Source organism: Streptomyces sp. NPDC032472 (genome assembly GCF_040636955.1).
Classification (GTDB): Bacteria; Actinomycetota; Actinomycetes; order Streptomycetales; family Streptomycetaceae; genus Streptomyces.
Map to the genome: position 1 here is coordinate 60,846 of NZ_JBEZVK010000017.1, position 16,903 is coordinate 77,748.

Annotated in this window: 8 protein-coding genes and 1 pseudogene; 5 read left to right on the plus strand and 4 right to left on the minus strand. The window is 67.6% G+C overall.

All coding sequences use genetic code 11. The features are described from left to right. Positions 1-35 precede the first annotated feature (35 nt). Positions 36-1,382, plus strand: coding sequence for a replicative DNA helicase (gene dnaB / locus AB0F11_RS13860; RefSeq protein WP_362172120.1), 1,347 nt, complete (start codon positions 36-38; stop codon positions 1,380-1,382). A 678-nt stretch (positions 1,383-2,060) separates the two neighbouring features. Beyond that, entirely contained in the window at positions 2,061-2,876 is an 816-nt protein-coding gene (gene cas6e, locus AB0F11_RS13865; RefSeq protein WP_362172123.1) for a type I-E CRISPR-associated protein Cas6/Cse3/CasE, read from the plus strand. 932 nt (positions 2,877-3,808) lie between these two features. Here cas6e and AB0F11_RS13870 read toward each other — a convergent pair. From AB0F11_RS13870 to AB0F11_RS13880, 3 genes and pseudogenes are all read right to left on the minus strand, one after another. Further along, positions 3,809-3,952: a hypothetical protein gene (locus AB0F11_RS13870; protein ID WP_362172126.1), complete on the minus strand. Its 144-nt coding sequence runs from the start codon at positions 3,950-3,952 to the stop codon at positions 3,809-3,811. Between the two features lie 972 nt (positions 3,953-4,924). Further along, positions 4,925-5,383, minus strand: coding sequence for a hypothetical protein (locus AB0F11_RS13875; protein WP_362172129.1), 459 nt, complete (start codon positions 5,381-5,383; stop codon positions 4,925-4,927). A gap of 16 nt (positions 5,384-5,399) precedes the next feature. After that, positions 5,400-6,514: pseudogene (locus AB0F11_RS13880) on the minus strand (restriction endonuclease fold toxin-2 domain-containing protein). A 774-nt stretch (positions 6,515-7,288) separates the two neighbouring features. Here AB0F11_RS13880 and AB0F11_RS13885 point away from each other — a divergent pair. The 3 genes from AB0F11_RS13885 to AB0F11_RS13895 all read left to right on the plus strand — a co-directional run bounded on the left by AB0F11_RS13885 (position 7,289) and on the right by AB0F11_RS13895 (position 9,496). After that, the gene (locus AB0F11_RS13885) at positions 7,289-7,630 is read left to right on the plus strand and encodes a hypothetical protein (RefSeq protein ID WP_362172132.1); all 342 of its coding nucleotides are present in this window, start codon (positions 7,289-7,291) and stop codon (positions 7,628-7,630) included. Between the two features lie 943 nt (positions 7,631-8,573). After that, positions 8,574-8,831 carry a hypothetical protein gene (locus AB0F11_RS13890; RefSeq protein ID WP_362172134.1) on the plus strand — a complete coding sequence of 86 codons (258 nt, stop codon included), beginning with the start codon at positions 8,574-8,576 and terminating at the stop codon, positions 8,829-8,831. Beyond that, the gene (locus tag AB0F11_RS13895) at positions 8,828-9,496 is read left to right on the plus strand and encodes a hypothetical protein (RefSeq protein ID WP_362172137.1); all 669 of its coding nucleotides are present in this window, start codon (positions 8,828-8,830) and stop codon (positions 9,494-9,496) included. The genes AB0F11_RS13890 and AB0F11_RS13895 overlap by 4 nt, the downstream gene beginning before the upstream one ends. 358 nt (positions 9,497-9,854) lie before the next feature. On the opposite strand, the gene AB0F11_RS13900 is transcribed toward AB0F11_RS13895, so the two are convergent. Beyond that, positions 9,855-16,367: an RHS repeat-associated core domain-containing protein gene (locus tag AB0F11_RS13900; protein WP_362172139.1), complete on the minus strand. Its 6,513-nt coding sequence runs from the start codon at positions 16,365-16,367 to the stop codon at positions 9,855-9,857. Positions 16,368-16,903: the final 536 nt, after the last annotated feature.

The window sequence follows — 16,903 nt, forward strand, 5'->3', positions numbered from 1 at the left end:
GCGCCTGACAGGGGCGTGGCACACAGGGGGAGTACATGGCCGAGGACGGCGTCGAGCAGGCCCAACCCAACGACCTGCGGGCAGAGAAAGCCGTCCTGCGCGCGATGATGTTCTCCACCGACGCGATCGCCGACGTCGTGGCGATCCTCCGCGGCCACGACTTCCACCAGCCTGCCCACGAGCTCATCTACCACGCGATCCTGACCCTCTACGCGGGCAACCACACGCCCAGTCCCTTCAGCGTGTGTGAACACCTGACCGAGACGGGCCAGCTCGAGGCGGCCGGCGGCGCCGACTACATCAACGCTCTCGCCGGCAGCAAGCCCTCCGGGAAGGCCTGGAGCAACCAGGCCGAGCGGATCCGATCGACAGCCCGGCTCCGCCGGCTGCAGGCCGCGGCCACCCGCATCCACGACCTCGCCGCCAACGGCACCCCGGAATTCGTGGACCGCATCGCAGACGCCGCAGAAGCCGAGATCTTCGCCGCCAGCACCGAAATCCCGGGAAGCATCCCGCCCGCCTTCGCGCTCGGGGACATCTGCGAGGACACCCTCGACGAGATCGAAGCCGTCGGCCGCAAAGCAGGCACCATGGTCCTCGGAGTACCCACAGGCTTCACCGATCTCGACTCCCTGACCGGCGGCCTGCGCCCGGGCAGCCTGACAGTCATCGCCGCCCGCCCAGCCATGGGCAAGTCCACCCTGGCTGTGGACTTCCTTCGCTCGGCCTGCATCAAGAACAACCTGCCCGCGCTGTTGTTCACCCTCGAAGCACGCAGGACGGAGGTCGTCATGCGGATCATGTCCGCCGAAGCCCGAGTCGCACTACACCACATGCGTTCCGGAACGATGACAGACGACGACTGGACCCGCCTCGCCCGTCGCATGCCCGACGTCTCCAGCGCTCCGCTCTACGTGCAGGACAGCGCACACGCCACCTTCACAGAAGTCCGCGCGCAGAGCCGACGCCTGCACCTCCAGCGCGACATCGAGCTGATCGTCGTCGACGACCTGCAGATGCTCACCTACGGCACGCGCCCCTTCGCCACGCGGTACGAGGAGATCTCGGAGATCTCCCGCTGCCTCAAGCTCCTCGCCAAAGAGCTAGACATCCCGGTGGTGGCCATCTCGCAGCTCAACCGCGGCCCCGAACAGCGGACGGACAAGAAGCCGCAAGTCAACGACCTACGAGACTCCGGAGCGTTGGAGGACAACGCCGACCTGGTCATCCTCCTCCACCGCGAAGACGCATACGAGAAGGAGTCCCCGCGCGCCGGTGAAGCCGACCTCATCGTCGCCAAGCACCGGGACGGCCCAACAGGAACCATCACGGTCGCCTTCCAAGGGCACTACTCACGCTTCGTCGACATGGCATCCACCTGACAACCCGCGCGCCTACGTCGCCAATCAGCCCAACGCAATCTGTAGACACGACAGGCAGGAGCGAAGCATTGGCCCACGACGACGCGCGGGGGAAAGCACACATGGCTACCAGCCGCTCCGGCGAACCCTGGAACCCCAGCACCCTATCCCGACACCGTGGCCCAACCTGAACGACTCGCCGAGCTGAACTTCCGCCACAAGGTAGGCATCATCGCGCGGCGGGGCAGCCGCGAAGCCAAGGCCGGCCGGGACATCGCGGTTCACGCCGCAAAGGCCGGCTCGCCGAGGGAACTGACAAAGAGCCTGGTGGTCACCGCCTCTACCGCCGCTACCTCTTGCTGCGCACGGCGGCGAAGGTCCTTGAGACCGCGGACACCGGCAGATACTGATCGAAATCGTCCCCGTTACCCGCGACCACAGCGGCTATTACACCCTCGCTGGTGACCAGCCCTTCGGCCCCAGCGGCGGGCGGCGACATCCACCTCGACAGCCGCGGCCTCATCCTCAATCACACCCCACTTACCTGGGCCCTGGAAAGTTTCGACGTGAAGTACAACCACCTGATCGGCGCCTCACGTACACTTCCCTCAGCTGATGAAGCCATCCCACACACCAGATGGTCGAAATCTTCCGCGACAACGCCGCTGGTCGCTAAGTGTGCTCCCCGCCCGGTCGGGGATGGCCCCAAGGGCCTGTCCGTTGACGCCGCCTGCCAGGTGTGCTCCCCGCCCGGTCGGGGATGGTCCCTACCTCCTGGGCTCCGAGCTGACCATGCACGCCGCCGTCCTCGGCGCGACGTCCTACCACGCCGACCCCGGCCGGAGCCTGTGGCGCCTGGACCCCGACGACAAGCACAAGCCGTACCTGTACGCGGTCACCCAGGTCGAACCCGACTGGACTGCCCTGGTCGAACAGGCAGGATGGGCCATCAACACCCCCTCCGCACAGCCAGTCGTCGCCGACTACAAGCCGCTCCTGGACCGCCTGGCAGCCGGCCAGATCTACCGGTTCCGGCTGTCGGCCAACCCCGTCCACCACATCCGCGCGCAGGGCCCACGTGTCCCGGGGCCGGACGGCCGGCTCCGGCTGCCGCGCGGGCGGCAGGTCGCATGCCGCACCGCAGCTCAGCAGCTCGACTGGATCAGCGGCCACAATGGGCGGCACGGGTTCACCATCGTGGAGATCCCCGCACCCGTCGGGTCGGCCCCCGTGATCGACCCGCTCGACCTGATCGAAGGTGTGGAACCAGACCATTCTCTTCCCGTCCTCGACGTGAAGGTCACCCGCGCGCGACGGGCCGTGTTCTCGAAGGCGACGAACGACTCCTCCGGCAGTCCGGGCGGGAGGACAACGGTGACACTGGACATCGTCGTCTACGAGGGCACCCTCACCGTCACCGATCCAGCGCTCCTCGCCCAGGTCCTCGTCGCCGGCATCGGGTCCGGCAAGGCGTACGGCTGCGGGATGCTCACCCTGGCGCGGCCAGCCAGCTGACGGCGGCGGGCCAGGATGTGAGGTCAGTGGCGCGTGGTGATATGGCCGGACTTTGCCGTTGGCCTGCAGCGAGGCCACTGTGATGCCGATATCTGACCCGTGCCCTGGCTGACGCGTTGGTCGGCACCCCGTGGTGCGAGCACACCTTCTCCCGGCTCACCGCCCGCCGTCGCCTTGCCCGCGACTACGAGAGCAGCCGAGGAGGGCCGTCGGCCAGGCCGGCGGCCACTCTCGCTCGCCGCCTTGTGAGGGCGCGGTCGGGCCCATTTGCTGGCATGGGCAGGTCAGATCCCTTTCTGGCATGATTTGGGATCATGGGGAACTCGCGTGCGTACCCGCTATTGAGGACAACGGACCTGACCGAAGTGCTCGACATCACGCAGAGGTTACTGACGGCCGTATCGGGGGACTGCCAGGGCTCCTACCTGCAAGGCTGCGCCGGGACCGAAGCCGAGCTGGAGGGGCTCAAAGACAGCCTTCCCCAAAGCTCGCTTCGTTCCCTTCACGGATCGATTTCCCGTCGCAGTGAAGTGGGACCCGGCCACTTTTGAGTAGGCAGCTGAAGCCCTTCACGCGGCGTAGGCATCTGTCCGCTCTCCCTGTCGTGGGGCCATCTGACGTGGCCGCCAGTACCCGAGCTGAGCCTTGGCTCGGACGCGAAGCACGCGGAGCTGCAGATCGCTTTCAACAGCCATGACATCTACGGTGATGACCCCAGTCCTGAGCACACGGTCTTCATCCATACATGGGCTGGAGAGGACGAACGGGTCACATGGCTGGCGTCCAAAGTCGGTGCGCGGATCGTTGGGCAGCCGCAGTTCGGCTGGTAGGACTCCGGCCGAGGCCGACACACGGACAGCAGAAGATCTCAAAAACGGTCTGAGACCGGGACTCCGGCCATTGCCCCAGCTCCGTCTGCAGTTGGAATCCACTCAGGCCAGGGCGTAGCCGACGACCACGATGACGGTAGGGATGGCTACCACAGCAAAGATCGCCGTGGTCACCGCCAGGATGGCAATGCCGACACGCTCGACCCCGCGGCGGTGGTGGGCTGGCTTCCATTCGCGTTGATGCATGAGCTCAGTCTGTAGACACAGCTCCGCTGCCGCATGAGCTTTTGTACTCATGAGGCATTGGAAGCTACCTCGCCTGGCGGCGGTACGGGGGCAGCTGACAAGGTGCCTCAATGGAGGGAACGGAAGACGACACGTGCCAGGCAGGGCGGTGATCAGTGCAATTCCTGCAGCGGAACGCCAGGATCTCCTCATGGGTTCCATGGCTGATTCATTCCGACAGCGCCTGCTTGCATCTCTGGGCGAACAAGAAACGGTTGAAGTGCGGGAAGCTCTGTCAACGTTCCTAGGGCGAAGGCTTACACAGGGGGAGGCAAGCGCGGGACGGAGGGCCGCACGCGGGATCGCCGAAGACGGAGATGCGGTTCTGATGAGTCTCTACCCTGGACAGGCCGATGGAAGACAGCGGGGAAGCCATGCGGTTCTGCATCTGACCGTGGACCACCGTGTCATCAAAGAACTACCGTGCCGAGTGGAGTGCGCCACCGAGAGGTGGGATCCCGTTATCGATGAGGGCATGAAGCTGACCAAGGAGAAGATCGAGAGCGATCCAATGCTCTCTCTTCTGCTGCCGGGCTTTCAAGCAAGACCGAGAGCAGAGCTGCGGGACACGAGGTTGCACGCCTCGCAACCGTAGCGAGTTCAAGCCGGACGGCCTGGCCCGCGTCGTTGGTCCGGTCCTGGTCTGCAAGGGCGCGGTGAGCGTGGCCGGGATGTACGTCCGAGCCCGCGGACCCGGACGGAACCAGCCGGCCCACCACCACGGCCCCAGGCCGTCCATCCGAAATCCGACGAGGCCGATGTCGACCAGCGCCAAGCGCCAAGCGATACCCAAACTGTGGAGCGCCCAGCTCCCATCCTGATTGCTCACGCACCGCTTCGCCCTCGAGATCGGCGGTCAGCGTCAGCTTGGATGAATACCGGGTTAGGAGGGCGGCGATGCCGCGAGAGCACTGCCCTCTTGTGGCCCGCGCTCTACTCCTGGTCGTCGATGGAGGCGAGGTGTCGCCTCAGCTCAGTGGCGATCTCTTCGACGCCGCCCTGTGCCGGGAGTGGCCATGGGTCCTGTTCGCCGTTGGCCACGGCGAGGCTGCTGGCGAAGCGCACCAGGTGTGGAGCCGGGACGAAGGAGTCTCGCAGCCACCGGGCGAAGACGGCGGCTTCGTCGGCGGTTACGTTGGTCAGGGTGATGAAGGCGTAGTCGGGCTTGGGCATCGCTGCTGTCCCGTCGATCCAGACGCCGGCTGCCAGCTCGATCTCGAAATCGAGGACGGGGATGCCGTGGACGCCTGAGAGTCGGTACTCGACCACAGGGTTCGGGAAGGCCTGCCGCAGAGCCCTCTCGAGGGACTCCAGGTTGGCGTCCCATGCCGCGTCGGCACCTTCGGGCGGGTAGAAGGCGAAGTTGGTGCGGATGTTCCGTTCAGTAGACACAGTCTTCCCTCTTGCCTTACGGCACGTAGCGTGTGGAGCCGGTCGTGCCCGTGATCGCCATCATGGACTGCCAGTAGGCGGCGTTGTCCTTGCCGTTGGTCACGATCTCGAGGCCGCGGACTTCTTTGTTCGCGGGGTTTTCCATGGCCTGCTGTACCGCAGGAGCTCGCTCTCGTCCCCTGCGTACATGGAGTCGATGACGGGGTCGTAGGCGAGCTCTCCCTTGGAGTTCACCTTGACGGGCTTGGTCAGGGTTTCCTCCAGGCGTTCCAGGGAGCGGAAGCTCTTCTTCGTGCAGTCGGGGTCGCGGACGTGTTTGGCTTCCACGAGGTCTCCGTCGGATGGCCGGATGCCGTCGACCATCAGGCCGCGGTTCTTGCCGGCCGGCGGCACCTCACGCTCGGGGTATCCCGATACGCGCAGCTGGTAGGCGTTGTCCGGAGCGCTGGTGCCGCCTCCGCCGGCGAATCCTCCCGCTTTGAGGGAGTTCATCCATGTGCGGAACTGCTGCTCTTCGGCTGGGGTGAGCGGCTTGGTTGTTCCGGGTACATGCGGTATGGGGTCGGCGAAGGTTATGCCGGAGTCCACGGGGTTGATCATCGGCAGCAGGGCCGGGGTAGCGGTGTGGGACGCGAGGGCGACCGGTACCGGCACGGGGACGATGAGCGGCGGGAGGAATGGCACGCCTGGCAGCGCCGGTGCTCCTGGGCCTTCGCCGTCGGGGAGGCGGACGCGAGCGGCTGAGGAGTCAAGGGCGTGGGCGACTTCCCCCAGGTCGTGGATCCAGGGGTCGCTGAGGACGGCGTCGTGGAGTCCGCCGTCGAAGCCGTTGCCGCCGAACATGGGCTGGTCCCACGGCATGTCCAGCCGGAACAGCTCGTTCTTGTGCTCTTGAATCTTCACCTTCGCCGCCGCGACATGCTCGGCGTACCGGTCGCATGCCTTGGCAAGCTGCGTACAGGCGGCTACGAGGTTGGCCACGACCGGCTCGTCCTGCTGAGCCTTCGCCAGCGGGGCGGCGAAGCCCACGTGCTGCTTGAAGTAGGCCTGGAAGGAGTCGGCTGCCGCCCCGGAGTGCGCCTTGCTCGCTGTGGACGCGTAGGCCTGGGCATCTTCCAGGAAGTGCTGCATGAGGGAGGCCGCCTGCCGCCACGAGTCGGCGACATCAGGATCTTCTCCGGAGAACCCCGGAAACGGTCACTCCTGCCGCCGGGCGCGTACTGCGTGTACCAGGCAGTCTCCCCGACCACCTTGGGCAGTCCCTGCCCAAGGCCAAGGTAGTTCTCCGGACAGTGCGCGCCCGGGTCGCCCATGCCCACCGTGAGGTCCACTTCCTTGCCCAGGAACGCCGACACCTGCCGGCTCTCCACGGCCATGAACTCACGGGCATTGCGCATCAGGCCCCGGCTCGTGGCACCAAGGAGGTGCGAGCTGAACCCCATCGTGTCCAGCGCCGTGACCGAACCTCCAGCTGCACGCTCTCGCGGCAGGTGCGGCCGCCCTCCCGCCCGGTTGCATCGTGCTGCCGAGCGCCCTCGAACTCGGCACCCCGACCGGGCCGACGCGGCTCGCGGCGACTCCCTCTGGCAGGGCGGAGCCGGCCGATGACGCACCGCTGCACACGGTCGCGGCGCCAACACCAACGCATGGCCACGGCGGGGCCGGCGCTGGCCTGCCCCAGGAACAGCATGAGGCGGTACGTGGCCCTCATCCTGCCGACCTCGTGCCGGTCCAGGCGGTCGTACGCGTTCCCGCCGACGGCCGGCTCGCGCAGCCGCAGCTGCCGGACCGGGCGCTTCAGCAGGCGGCAGTACCCGCGCAGGACCCTCGCCCGCACATTCACAACTCGCCACCAGCGGGCGCCACCTCGAGGCAGCCGCGCTCGCGCAGACCTGGTAGCAGCACGTGTCGCAGACCTGCGGGCTCGCCTCGCCGGAGGCGGTCGAGTGGGTGGAGATTCGGGCTGACCTGGCCCGTATGGCAGGCGACTTCGCGCTCGCGACTCAGCTGTGGACCACCGCCACCAGGACACGGTTGACCCGCCAGGCCCCGGACGCGCCGGACGTCCATGCGGCGGCCGCCGGCGCACTGTACTGCTGGACACAGCTCAAAGACCGCAAGGCAGCTCTCACCGCCGGTCCGGACCTTGTCCGCCTGCTGCGCTCGCTGCCATCGCTCGACGCCCGGCATCTGCAGCTGACACAGCAGCGCCTTCAGTTCCTGCACCGCGAGCCGAGCCCACACTGATCCCCTGGGTGGAGCGAGCCCCGGAACGCAACGTCATAGGATGGCGGGTTCTGGGTGCAGCGTGATGCCCCTGGCCCTGTGCACGCTGCGGCCATCTCCTCCAGTACCTGGCGGAAGCCATGTGCGCCGGCTTGGCGCTGGGCGGTGAGGGTGAGGGTGCGGCGCGTGGAGCAGCGGATGCCGGGGGGTGATGTGGGGCCCGGGCTTGTAGCCGCAGGACTCCAGCAGCCAGCCGGCGCTGGTCCGGCAGGTCCCCGAGGGTATCTGGTAGATGGTGGCGCCTTGGCAGCGCAGGGCGTGGGCTTGCTCCGCGGTGACGGTGGGGTTGAGGAAGCAGGATCCGGCCTGGCGGTGGTCGGGGCCGGTCTCGGGCAGGAGCAGGCCGTGTTCGTGCCGGTCGTGGAGGACGGCGGCCGCGGCTTCGGCGAGCGGGGCCGGGTGGTGCCGTGGTCGGGAGGCGAGGGTGTTACCGTCGCCGCCGAGCGTGAACGGGCTCTGCGGGTGTCGGCCGGCGGTGCGGGCGAGGTCGGGCCAGTCGCGTTCGTGGGTGTGGCTGAGCTAGAACGGCGCGGCGCTGCCCAGGCGCAGCGTGGTGTGGTCGGACGAGTGGTGTTGTCGCATGGCGGGCCTCCTTGGGGTCAGGTGGCGGTGATGGTCTCGGGCACCTTATTAGGCCGGAGATGCACGGGTCGGGGCCGCCGAGGCGGGGGTACGTTCCTGCGCTGGGAGACGACTTCCGTCAAGCGCTTGTACGACTGGCAGCGCGGGGGCCGTGGTTTGCTGCGGCCCGCCTCGCAGTTCTTGATGGACTGTGTGGTGGTGTGCAGGGCCTGGGTGATCCCGGCCGCCTCGCGCAAACGAGCTCGTTCTGCCCGGCGGCGGCATCTCAGGCTCGCCCGGCAGCATACTTGGACTACAAGCCCCGACGGCTAAGGAGATGACGTTGGTCGAGACCGATGTGGCGGGTGGCGGCCAGTCGCCAGGAATGCCCGCCGCGCTCTACCTGCACAGCTCGTTCGCCCGTGGTGTTGCCGAACCTGAGGCGGACTGCTGCACCACTACGAAAGTCCTGGTCTCCAATCATCCCGGCGGGCCCGTGGCCCTGCCGGTCGAGCGGATCTCCTTCATAGCCCAGTCACAAGACCCTCGATTCATTACCTGGCAGAACCTCGCCCACATCCCTCGCGGAGCCGACGGATGAACCTGCAGGAATTCGCCGAAATCGACCCAGCCGCGGCATCGAGGTTTCACCTCAAACTCCACGGTCCGTTCCTCGAAACGCTCTCCTCGCGTGTCCTGCCGAGCGAGCCGCCTGCCGAGGTCTGGTGCCATGAAGGTCTCCCCGACGAAGTGTTGAAGGCATCGCAGGCCGTACACGAGGCTGCACACGCCGTACTGGCCAAAAGCCTGGGTGCGACCCCAGTACACATGGAACTGGCCCCCGGCCGGGACGAGCTGGTCGGCGGCGGATATCGCGTCGAGTTCGACCAACTGGATGCCCAGCACGCCACCGTGATCCACTTGGGCGCCGGGCCTGCACACGCCCGCTGGTTGTGGGACCGTGGCTACACCCACCCACAGATGCAACGCTGCGTGCTGGAGTACTGCACGATTGGCGATGCTGCCGCGGTGGACAGTTACATTGCCGGCGGTCTGCTTGTCGACCGCGAGCAGGCTCTGCAAGACGCCGAACGGATCCTCGCTATGCCCGGGACCGTCCTCGCGGTGGAGGCCCTCGCGGGCCGGCTACTCGCCGAACGCCGACTGGATCGGCGGCAGATCGCCCAAGTGTTCGACAATCATCCGTTGCCCCCTCCCCCACCCGTGTGGCTACCTGGCACGCGTCTGCCGATCATCGCCGGGTGACCCGTCGCCCGCGTCCCTAGCCTGCGACCGCACTTTCCCGCGCGCGGATCATGACGTCCGCGAAGCCTCCACTGCGGGCCGCAGGGCTCTGGGACTGCGAGGGGTGCGGCGTGGTCGGCGGCCAGCCGCCGACCACTCGGCTGAATGCGCGAGAGCGATGTTTGCTTGACAGATTCTCCGCGGCCGGTGCCGTCAGCGCTGCCTCAAGAGGACATGGGTGGGTTCCTCGGCTCGGAGCCGAGGAACCCACCCATTCCTCCACCAAAGCGGCCCGTTCAAACTCGGCTACTGCGGAGTATCGTCAGGCGCGATGCTTGGTCTCCTTGAGGGTGCCCAAGGAAGGCGTTGGCTCAGCTCCTCAATCAAGTGGCCACAGCGTACGGCCGCTCACGGTGACGTTGTCTATCGATCTGGCCATCACAACGGTGTCGTGGAAGACCGGCGGATGCGTATCACCAATGATGGAATTCGCGCCGCGCGGACCTAGGTGGCCGATGTTGTTGTTGTTGCCGATCTGGTACACCGCTCCGAAGAATTCGTCCCCGATGACGGTCCCGCCTTCTGCCACCACCAAGGTGCCGTGCACGTTGCCCCTGAGGGTTCCGCCCCGCACGACGACATCTCCGTGCACGTCGCCGGTCCTGACCTCTCCGGGGCCGATGACTTCAAATCGCCTCTTCTTGTTGGCGAGTCCCCAGACGCCAGCAGCCTCCATGTCGCCACTGTTGTGAATCAGCGGGGGTGTGGACGTTCCGGGCTCCGCCTCCGCGCCGCCGCTGCTGTGGGATTCGGCGGAGCCTGTGCTGGCTTCGGTGTCGGATGTCTCGCGGGTGCTTCTGCTTTCCGTTCCTGCGCTGTCTGTCGCGGTTTCCTTGCTGGCCTTCTCTGCTGCCGCCTGGGCTGCCTTGGCTTCGGCGTCGCGGGCTTCCTTGATGGCCGTCTTGGCCTTGGTCATGGCCGCGGCCGCGCGGGAGACTCCGCGTTCGGCTTCGTGGACGGCGTTGTAGGCCTTGTTGAGTTCCTTGTAGATCTTGAAGGCCTTGATGCCGACCTTGATGGCCTTGGCGATCTTGCCCCAGGGGACGGCGTTCAGGGCCGTGTTGATGCAGGCCATGACGTCGCCCTTGGTGAAGCAGTCTCGGGCGTCGTTGTAGCCGATCAGGTCGCCGATGAGGTTGACCACCTCGTGGATGAGGTGATCGCGCCTCTGCTTGGCCTTGTTGAGCTGGTTGTGGGCAGTGGTCAGCGCGGCTGAGCCGTCGTCGTCATCGCTGCCGCCGCTGTAGATGAACGGCTTGTCGTGGCCGCTCTCCTTGTTGTGCTGGCACTCCTCCGGGGTGTCGCAGGCGTTCTTGAGGCCGCTGGGGTCCGACTTGTTGATCGGGTCGTTGTTGGAGTACGCGTACGCGTTCCACTGCTGGGGGTCGCCCGCGTCGAGGATCGGGTCCGGGCTGATGAAGCGGCCCGTGGTCGGGTCGTACTCGCGGGCTCCCAGGAGCGTGAAGCCGGTGGCGTTCTCCTTCGTGCCGCCGACGAAGCCCTTGTCGCCGGCCCAGGATCCCGGCGCGGGCGGAGCTCCGCGGTCGTTGCCGAAGGGGTCCGAGGTGCGGCGTACGTGGGCGAGGTCAGCGGCGTTGAACTGGACGCCGCCCGTGCCGTGGTGGTCGGAGCTCTGGTAGGTGAGGTTGCTGGAGGTGCTGCCGGTGGTGGTGCGGGTGATGGACAGGCCGCCCGGGGCGGCATAGGTGCGGACGTCGGTGACCTTGCCGGTGGTCGCGCTGAGGGTGATCTGGTCGGTGCCGAGGTTGAGGGTGGTGCCGTCCGGGTCGCGGCGGATGAGCTGGTTGCCGCTGGTGTCGTACAGGTAGCTCGTGCCGGCGCTCTCCCCGGTGCCGGTGATCTTGTCGAGCTTGCCCTGGTCGTTCCAGGTCAGGGTTCGGGTGCCCGGTGTGCTGGTGATGCCGGTGGTGTTGCCGGCCGCGTCGTACGTGTACGACGTGACCTTCGTGGCGGACGGGCCGGTTTCCGTGGAGGTCATCAGGGCGTGCGGGCCGCCCGTGCCGCCGCCGGTCTTCGGGTCGGTGGACGGGGTGTTCTGGCGGCCGCCGAAGGTCTGGGTGACCGTGGTGTCCTTGGCCGCGTCGCCCGTGACGTCCTTGCGGACCAGCTTCTTGCGGTTGCCGAGCAGGTCGTACTCGTACTGCTGCCAGTACGGTGCCGGGCCGCCCACGCTCGGCTTGCCCGCCGCATCGATCGCCGGGCCGCCCGCGTTGGCGCAGCCGCCGAGACCGCGGACGCTGGGCTGCGGGGCGGTGGTCTGGGTGCCGGTGTCGGTCCAGGCCTGGGTGAGCCGGCCCAGGTAGTCGTGCGTGAAGCACTGCAGGTCGCGCTTCGCACCGTCCTGCGTGTCGCCGATCGAGGTCAGCTGCCCGACCTGGTTGTAGGTGTAGTCGACCACGTCGACGCTCGCCGTCGCCGCGGTCTGCTTGTCGAGCGTCGAGCGGATCTGCCGCCCCGTCGCGACGTCGTAGTCGACGGTCGAGACGATCTGCAGACCAGTCTCGCCCACCGTGGTCCGCACCGCCTGCCCATACGGGTCGAAGAGCAGGTCCACGATGTACGGGGTCCGGACCCCGGCGATGGTGCCGCTGAGTGTTGAGAGGTTGCCCGATGCGTCCGCGCCAATAGATAGAGACTCGACGCCGAGTCCGGCCTTGGGGACAGCCGGCAGGGACGACCGGACCAGCTGCCCGTAGGCGTCGTAGGTGTTGCTCGTCTCGTAGACGCCGGCCAGTTCCTTCTCGACCGGCGGGATCGTCACCTTGGTGCCGAGAGGGCGGTAGCCGCCGTCGTATCCCGTGATTTCGGAGACGTAGGCGCTGCCGCCGGCTCCGCCGACGTAGCGGGTGGTCGTGGCGGGCTTGCCCAGGGCCTTGGTGTCGTAGGTGAAACCGCCCACCTGCTTGGCCGGGTCGACGGCCTTGCCCTCATAGGTGGCGACGGTGCGGCCGAGCAGGTCGGTGACGGTGGTGGCGCTCTTGTTCCTGCCGTCGGTGACGGTGGTGAGGTTCTTGCTGTCGTCGTAGACGGTGGTGCTGGTACCGGCGTCCGGGTCGGTCGTCTGCACCACCCGGCCGAGGAGGTCGTACGCGAACGTCCACTCGTTGCCCGCGGCGTCCTTGCGCCGCAGCTCCTTGCCCTGTGTGTTCGTCTCGTACGTCGTCTCGTCGTACGGGCCGGTTGGCGTGTTCGACTTGTACTGGCGCAGCAGCGAGGTCGTGCCGTTGGTGACGGTCGCCCTCGCGTAGCCGCCGTTGGGCGGGATGGTCCGGGTCTCGTCGGCGCCCGGGTACTCCGTCCGCGTACGCCACTGCTCCACACCGTACGACTGGAGGACAGAGGCCGTAGTCCGACCGAGGCCGTCGAAGACCGTCACGGTCTGGGCGGGGATCTTGCTGTCGGGATTGACTCCGCCGTTGGGCAGGAAGAGGGCGCCCGACGGGCTTCCCTCGTCGTTGTAGTACGCGGCGCTGGTCTTCACCTGCCAGCCGTGTGAGTCGAAGAGGGCATCGGTGATCAACCTGCCGCGGGCACCGGATACGGTGTTCGCCTGCGTCTGGCGGATGCGGCCGAGGCCGTCGTAGATCGTGTAGCTCGCGGTGTAGGCCTGCTTCTTGCCCAGAAGCGCCTGGCTCAGAACGCTGGACGGGGCGCTGGTGCCGTTCATCGCGTACGCGTACTTGCGCACGGGCAGCGCGCCGTTGGCCCGTTCCTGCCCTGGCTGCCAGATCGAGACGACACGGCCGAAGGCGTCGTAGTCGCGTTCGGCGACGTGCTTGTTCTCGTCCGTGGTCTTCAGCGGCAGCGAGCGGCCGGTGTCGAGGGTGGTGGTGGTCTTCCAGCCCAGCGGGTTGGTGTGGGTGACCGAGGAGGGCAGGGCGCCGGTGGCCGGGCTGTACTCCGTCGTGGTCACCGCCCCGTCGGGATGGGCGGCATCCTTGCGGGTCTTGTTGGTGTTGCTGGTGACGCGGCCGTACACGTCGTACGTCGAGGTGGCGTTGAGGCGGTAGACCGCCTTGCCCGCCTCGTCGTACTTCTCCAGGACCGCGACACCGGTCTGGTCCGCCGTGGCGCCGGTCTGCCCGGCGGGCTGGTTGTCAAAGTAGGCGAGGGTGTCGCCGACGGTGTTCGCGGTGGTGGGCGTCTGCCCGCAGGCGGCCGAGAGGACCAGGGTGCGGGACACCAGCTGGGTGAGGGCGCCGCCGGGACCGGCCGCGTACTCGAAGGTGGTGCACAGGCGCTGGTCGGGGCGGGCCAGGTCCTTCTTGTCGTCGACCTTCGTCGGGCGCGACAGCAGGGTGTCGTCGTACTCGGAGGTGCGCTCGCTGGTGCGCCACGTGCCGTCCGCCAGCTTGGCCCTGCTCGTGACCTGGGCCGTGTTCTGGGCGCGGGCGGTGATGGCAGGCATGCCGCCGGACTGGGCGCGGGTCGCGGTGACGTTCTTGCCGAGCCAGGGCGTGGTGACCTCGTCGGCGACGACGGTGCCGCCGTCGCGGTCGTAGGTCTCGGTCTGGCGAACGCGTCCGGCCAGCACGTTCTCGTCCTTGATGTGGCCGCCCTGCGCGTCGTCGATGGTGACGCTGCGCGTGCTGCCGTTGGCGAGGACGTCGCCGTCCATGCCGCGCAGGTACGTGGCCACGCTCTTGGTGCGCGGGGCCTCGGCCGCGTTGCCGTTGCCGGTGCGGGTGGTGACCGTGGCGAAGCCGCGGAACTGGTCCCAGGTGCGGGTCTTGGGGTCCGTGAACTCGGAGTCGTTGCGGTGCCAGGCGATGCCGCCGCCGTACTCGTAGTCGGTGACCGTGGAGACCTGGCCGGCGACCATGTCCTGCTGGGTGACCGACTGGACGACAACCTTGTTGAACCAGTCGTTGACCGGGTCCGGGTAGGACTGCTTGGGCAGGTACCACTTGACCGGCATGCAGGCCATCGTGTTGGCGTCCTCGGAGGACGGCATCGTGCCCTTGACCCGGGAGCACTCCGGCGCCTTGTAGACGACGTTGATCAGGCCGCCGGTCTCGGTGGTGATCTTCTGGATGCGCGGGCGGTTGTAACGGGGGGCGGAGGCCTCCGTACCGTCCGAGCGCTTGACCACGCCGTCGACGCGGTTGGGGATCTGAAGCGGCTCGAACGAGACGAGCGGGAGCTTCTGCTCCGGCTTGCCGTTGGAGGCCCTGCGCTCGATCGAGTCGAGCCAGAGGGTGGGGGACGATCCGTCGCCCGGGTCCTGGAAGGACTGGTTGAGGACGTAGGAGTCCACCAGGCGGTAGCCGGTCCCGACCAGGACCTCCGTGTTGATCCTGGTGATGCGCTTGGTGCTGAAGTACGTCGGAGAGAGGTTCAGGCACTCGCCGGTGGCCGCGCACTCCTGGTCGACCGGGGTGTCGGGCCAGGACTTCGCATTGGTCTTGGTGCGCTGGGACGGGTCACAGGTGATGGTCCCGGCGGCGAAGCAGCGCTCCGCCGTGTCCAGCCACACCTGGGCGGCGGGCTTGAGCGTGCCCTTCGCAGCGATCTGCTCGGGCAGGCGCTGGCCGTAGCCGATCCAGACCGGGTAGCTATCGCGCTGATAGCGCGTCGAGGTGCCGGTTCCGTTGTTCTGGCCGCCGCCGCGCCCGTAGTGGTTGTCCTCCTGCTCGTAGCGGTAGCTGGTCAGGTTCTGGTGCGGGTCCACGACGTAGTCGAGGTTCCACTGCCAGCCCAACTGCTGCCAGGTGCCGTTCGCCGGGGTCTGCGCACCGAGGCACTTGTCCTGGCCGCTGTTGAAGTACACCGGCACCGTCGAGACGGACTTGGCCTCGGGGTCGGTGCCGTCACCGCCGGGCAGGCGGTTGGAGCCGAAGTAGTACTGCGTGCCGTCGGTCGTGGTGACCTTGAAGGCCTCGCCCTTCCAGGCGGAGTTGCGCTGGCCCGTCAGCCGCTCGACCGTCGTGCCGTCGTCGCTCTGCAGGCGGTACACACAGGTGGCGTCGTCGCGGACGATCTGGCCGGAGTGCCCGGCGAGGTTCAGCGAGAGGATGTCGCCGGCCCAGCACTCGTCGCCCGAGTCCTTGATGCCGGCATCCTTGCAGCCCTTGTACGAACGCGAGATCGAGCCGGGACTCCAGTCCCAGCCCTCGCCGAAGGGGCCTGCCTGCGCGTTCGTGGACGCCGTGCGGCCGTCCACCGAGGACGAGTCGTAGCCGAGCGAGATGCCCGGACCGGCTCCCGCGATGCCATTGGGCACCTCGACGGTGTAGCCGTAGGTGAAGTTGGCGGCATTGGCCCCGGCCTGCCAGGAGGCGGACGGCTGCAGCGGGGTGGCCGTGTAGTCGCCGCTGGCACCGTTCGGGGCGGCCTCGACCGCGATCGCCACGTCCTGGGCGGCCAGCATCTTGGGGGCTGCTGCCTGGCCCGGCTTGGCTCCGCCGGACTGAACCTTTCCGGAGAGCGTGGACGCCGAGCGGCTCGCAGGCAGGTCGACCTGCGCGACAAGGCGCCCGGAGGCGTCCCGGTGCGAGGCCAGAGGCGTACGGGTGGTGCAGCCGGTGGCGCCGGGGGTGGTCAGGGCACAGGTGGGCAGCCGCACCAGATGGGCCCGGTCGGCCCAGTTGGCGCCGGCGGCCTTGGCCCAGGGCGAGATGTCGAGAGCCACCTCGACCGTGCCCGACAGGCCGACCGCCGGGCCGCCGCTCAGGGCGACGAGCGCGCCGTTGACCCCCGCAGCGCGGGCCTTGGCAACATCTTTGACGTCTACGTGCAGCGTGCTGTTCTGGCCTGGATCCGCTCCTGAAGCGCCGACGGCCCGAGTGGAGAAATCAGCCGCGCGATTCACGCCATTTACAGGCGTGATCCAAACGGGGAGCTTCCCGGCTTGAAGTGCCCCTGCCCCAGCTGCCCCTCGCGCCACATCCTTGGGTCCCAGAGTGACCGTAGCCGCCCCTGCTGGGAGCATTTTACTTAAATCCGGCGTCCACTTTCGGCCGGTCGACGGCCGATTCGCCGAGCCTTTCGCGTCTGACCCCTTGACAGGTTTTGTATCCGGCAGCGGCGTGTTGGGCGGAACCCATACCTTGGGCGGCTTATCCGCCGCCTCAACGACAGGAAGGCCTAGGCCGGAGAAGGCCACGGCGAGCGCCGCGACGAGCGCCACGCGAGTTCGCCCCGTGCGTGAGCGCACGAGGAAACCACCTCTACTAGACAACCGAATCCCCCCACAGGACGCAGAAGAGTGCGCTCCGGGCAGGCGGAGCCCGGAGGGAACGCACCTTACGAAGTGCGCTTCTGATTCATCAGCGGACTCCCACATTCCTCTCGAGTGACCCATGTCACCCGAGGGACATTTCGGTGGTTTCCCACCCGACACGGAAA

Bases quoted from the DNA above. Each gene is read 5' to 3' on its own strand.
- AB0F11_RS13895 (WP_362172137.1), top strand. From the start codon at position 8,828: ATGAACCTGCAGGAATTCGCCGAAATCGACCCAGCCGCGGCATCGAGG.
- dnaB (WP_362172120.1), top strand. From the start codon at position 36: ATGGCCGAGGACGGCGTCGAGCAGGCCCAACCCAACGACCTGCGGGCA.
- cas6e (WP_362172123.1), top strand. From the start codon at position 2,061: ATGGCCCCAAGGGCCTGTCCGTTGACGCCGCCTGCCAGGTGTGCTCCC.
- AB0F11_RS13870 (WP_362172126.1), bottom strand. From the start codon at position 3,952: ATGCATCAACGCGAATGGAAGCCAGCCCACCACCGCCGCGGGGTCGAG.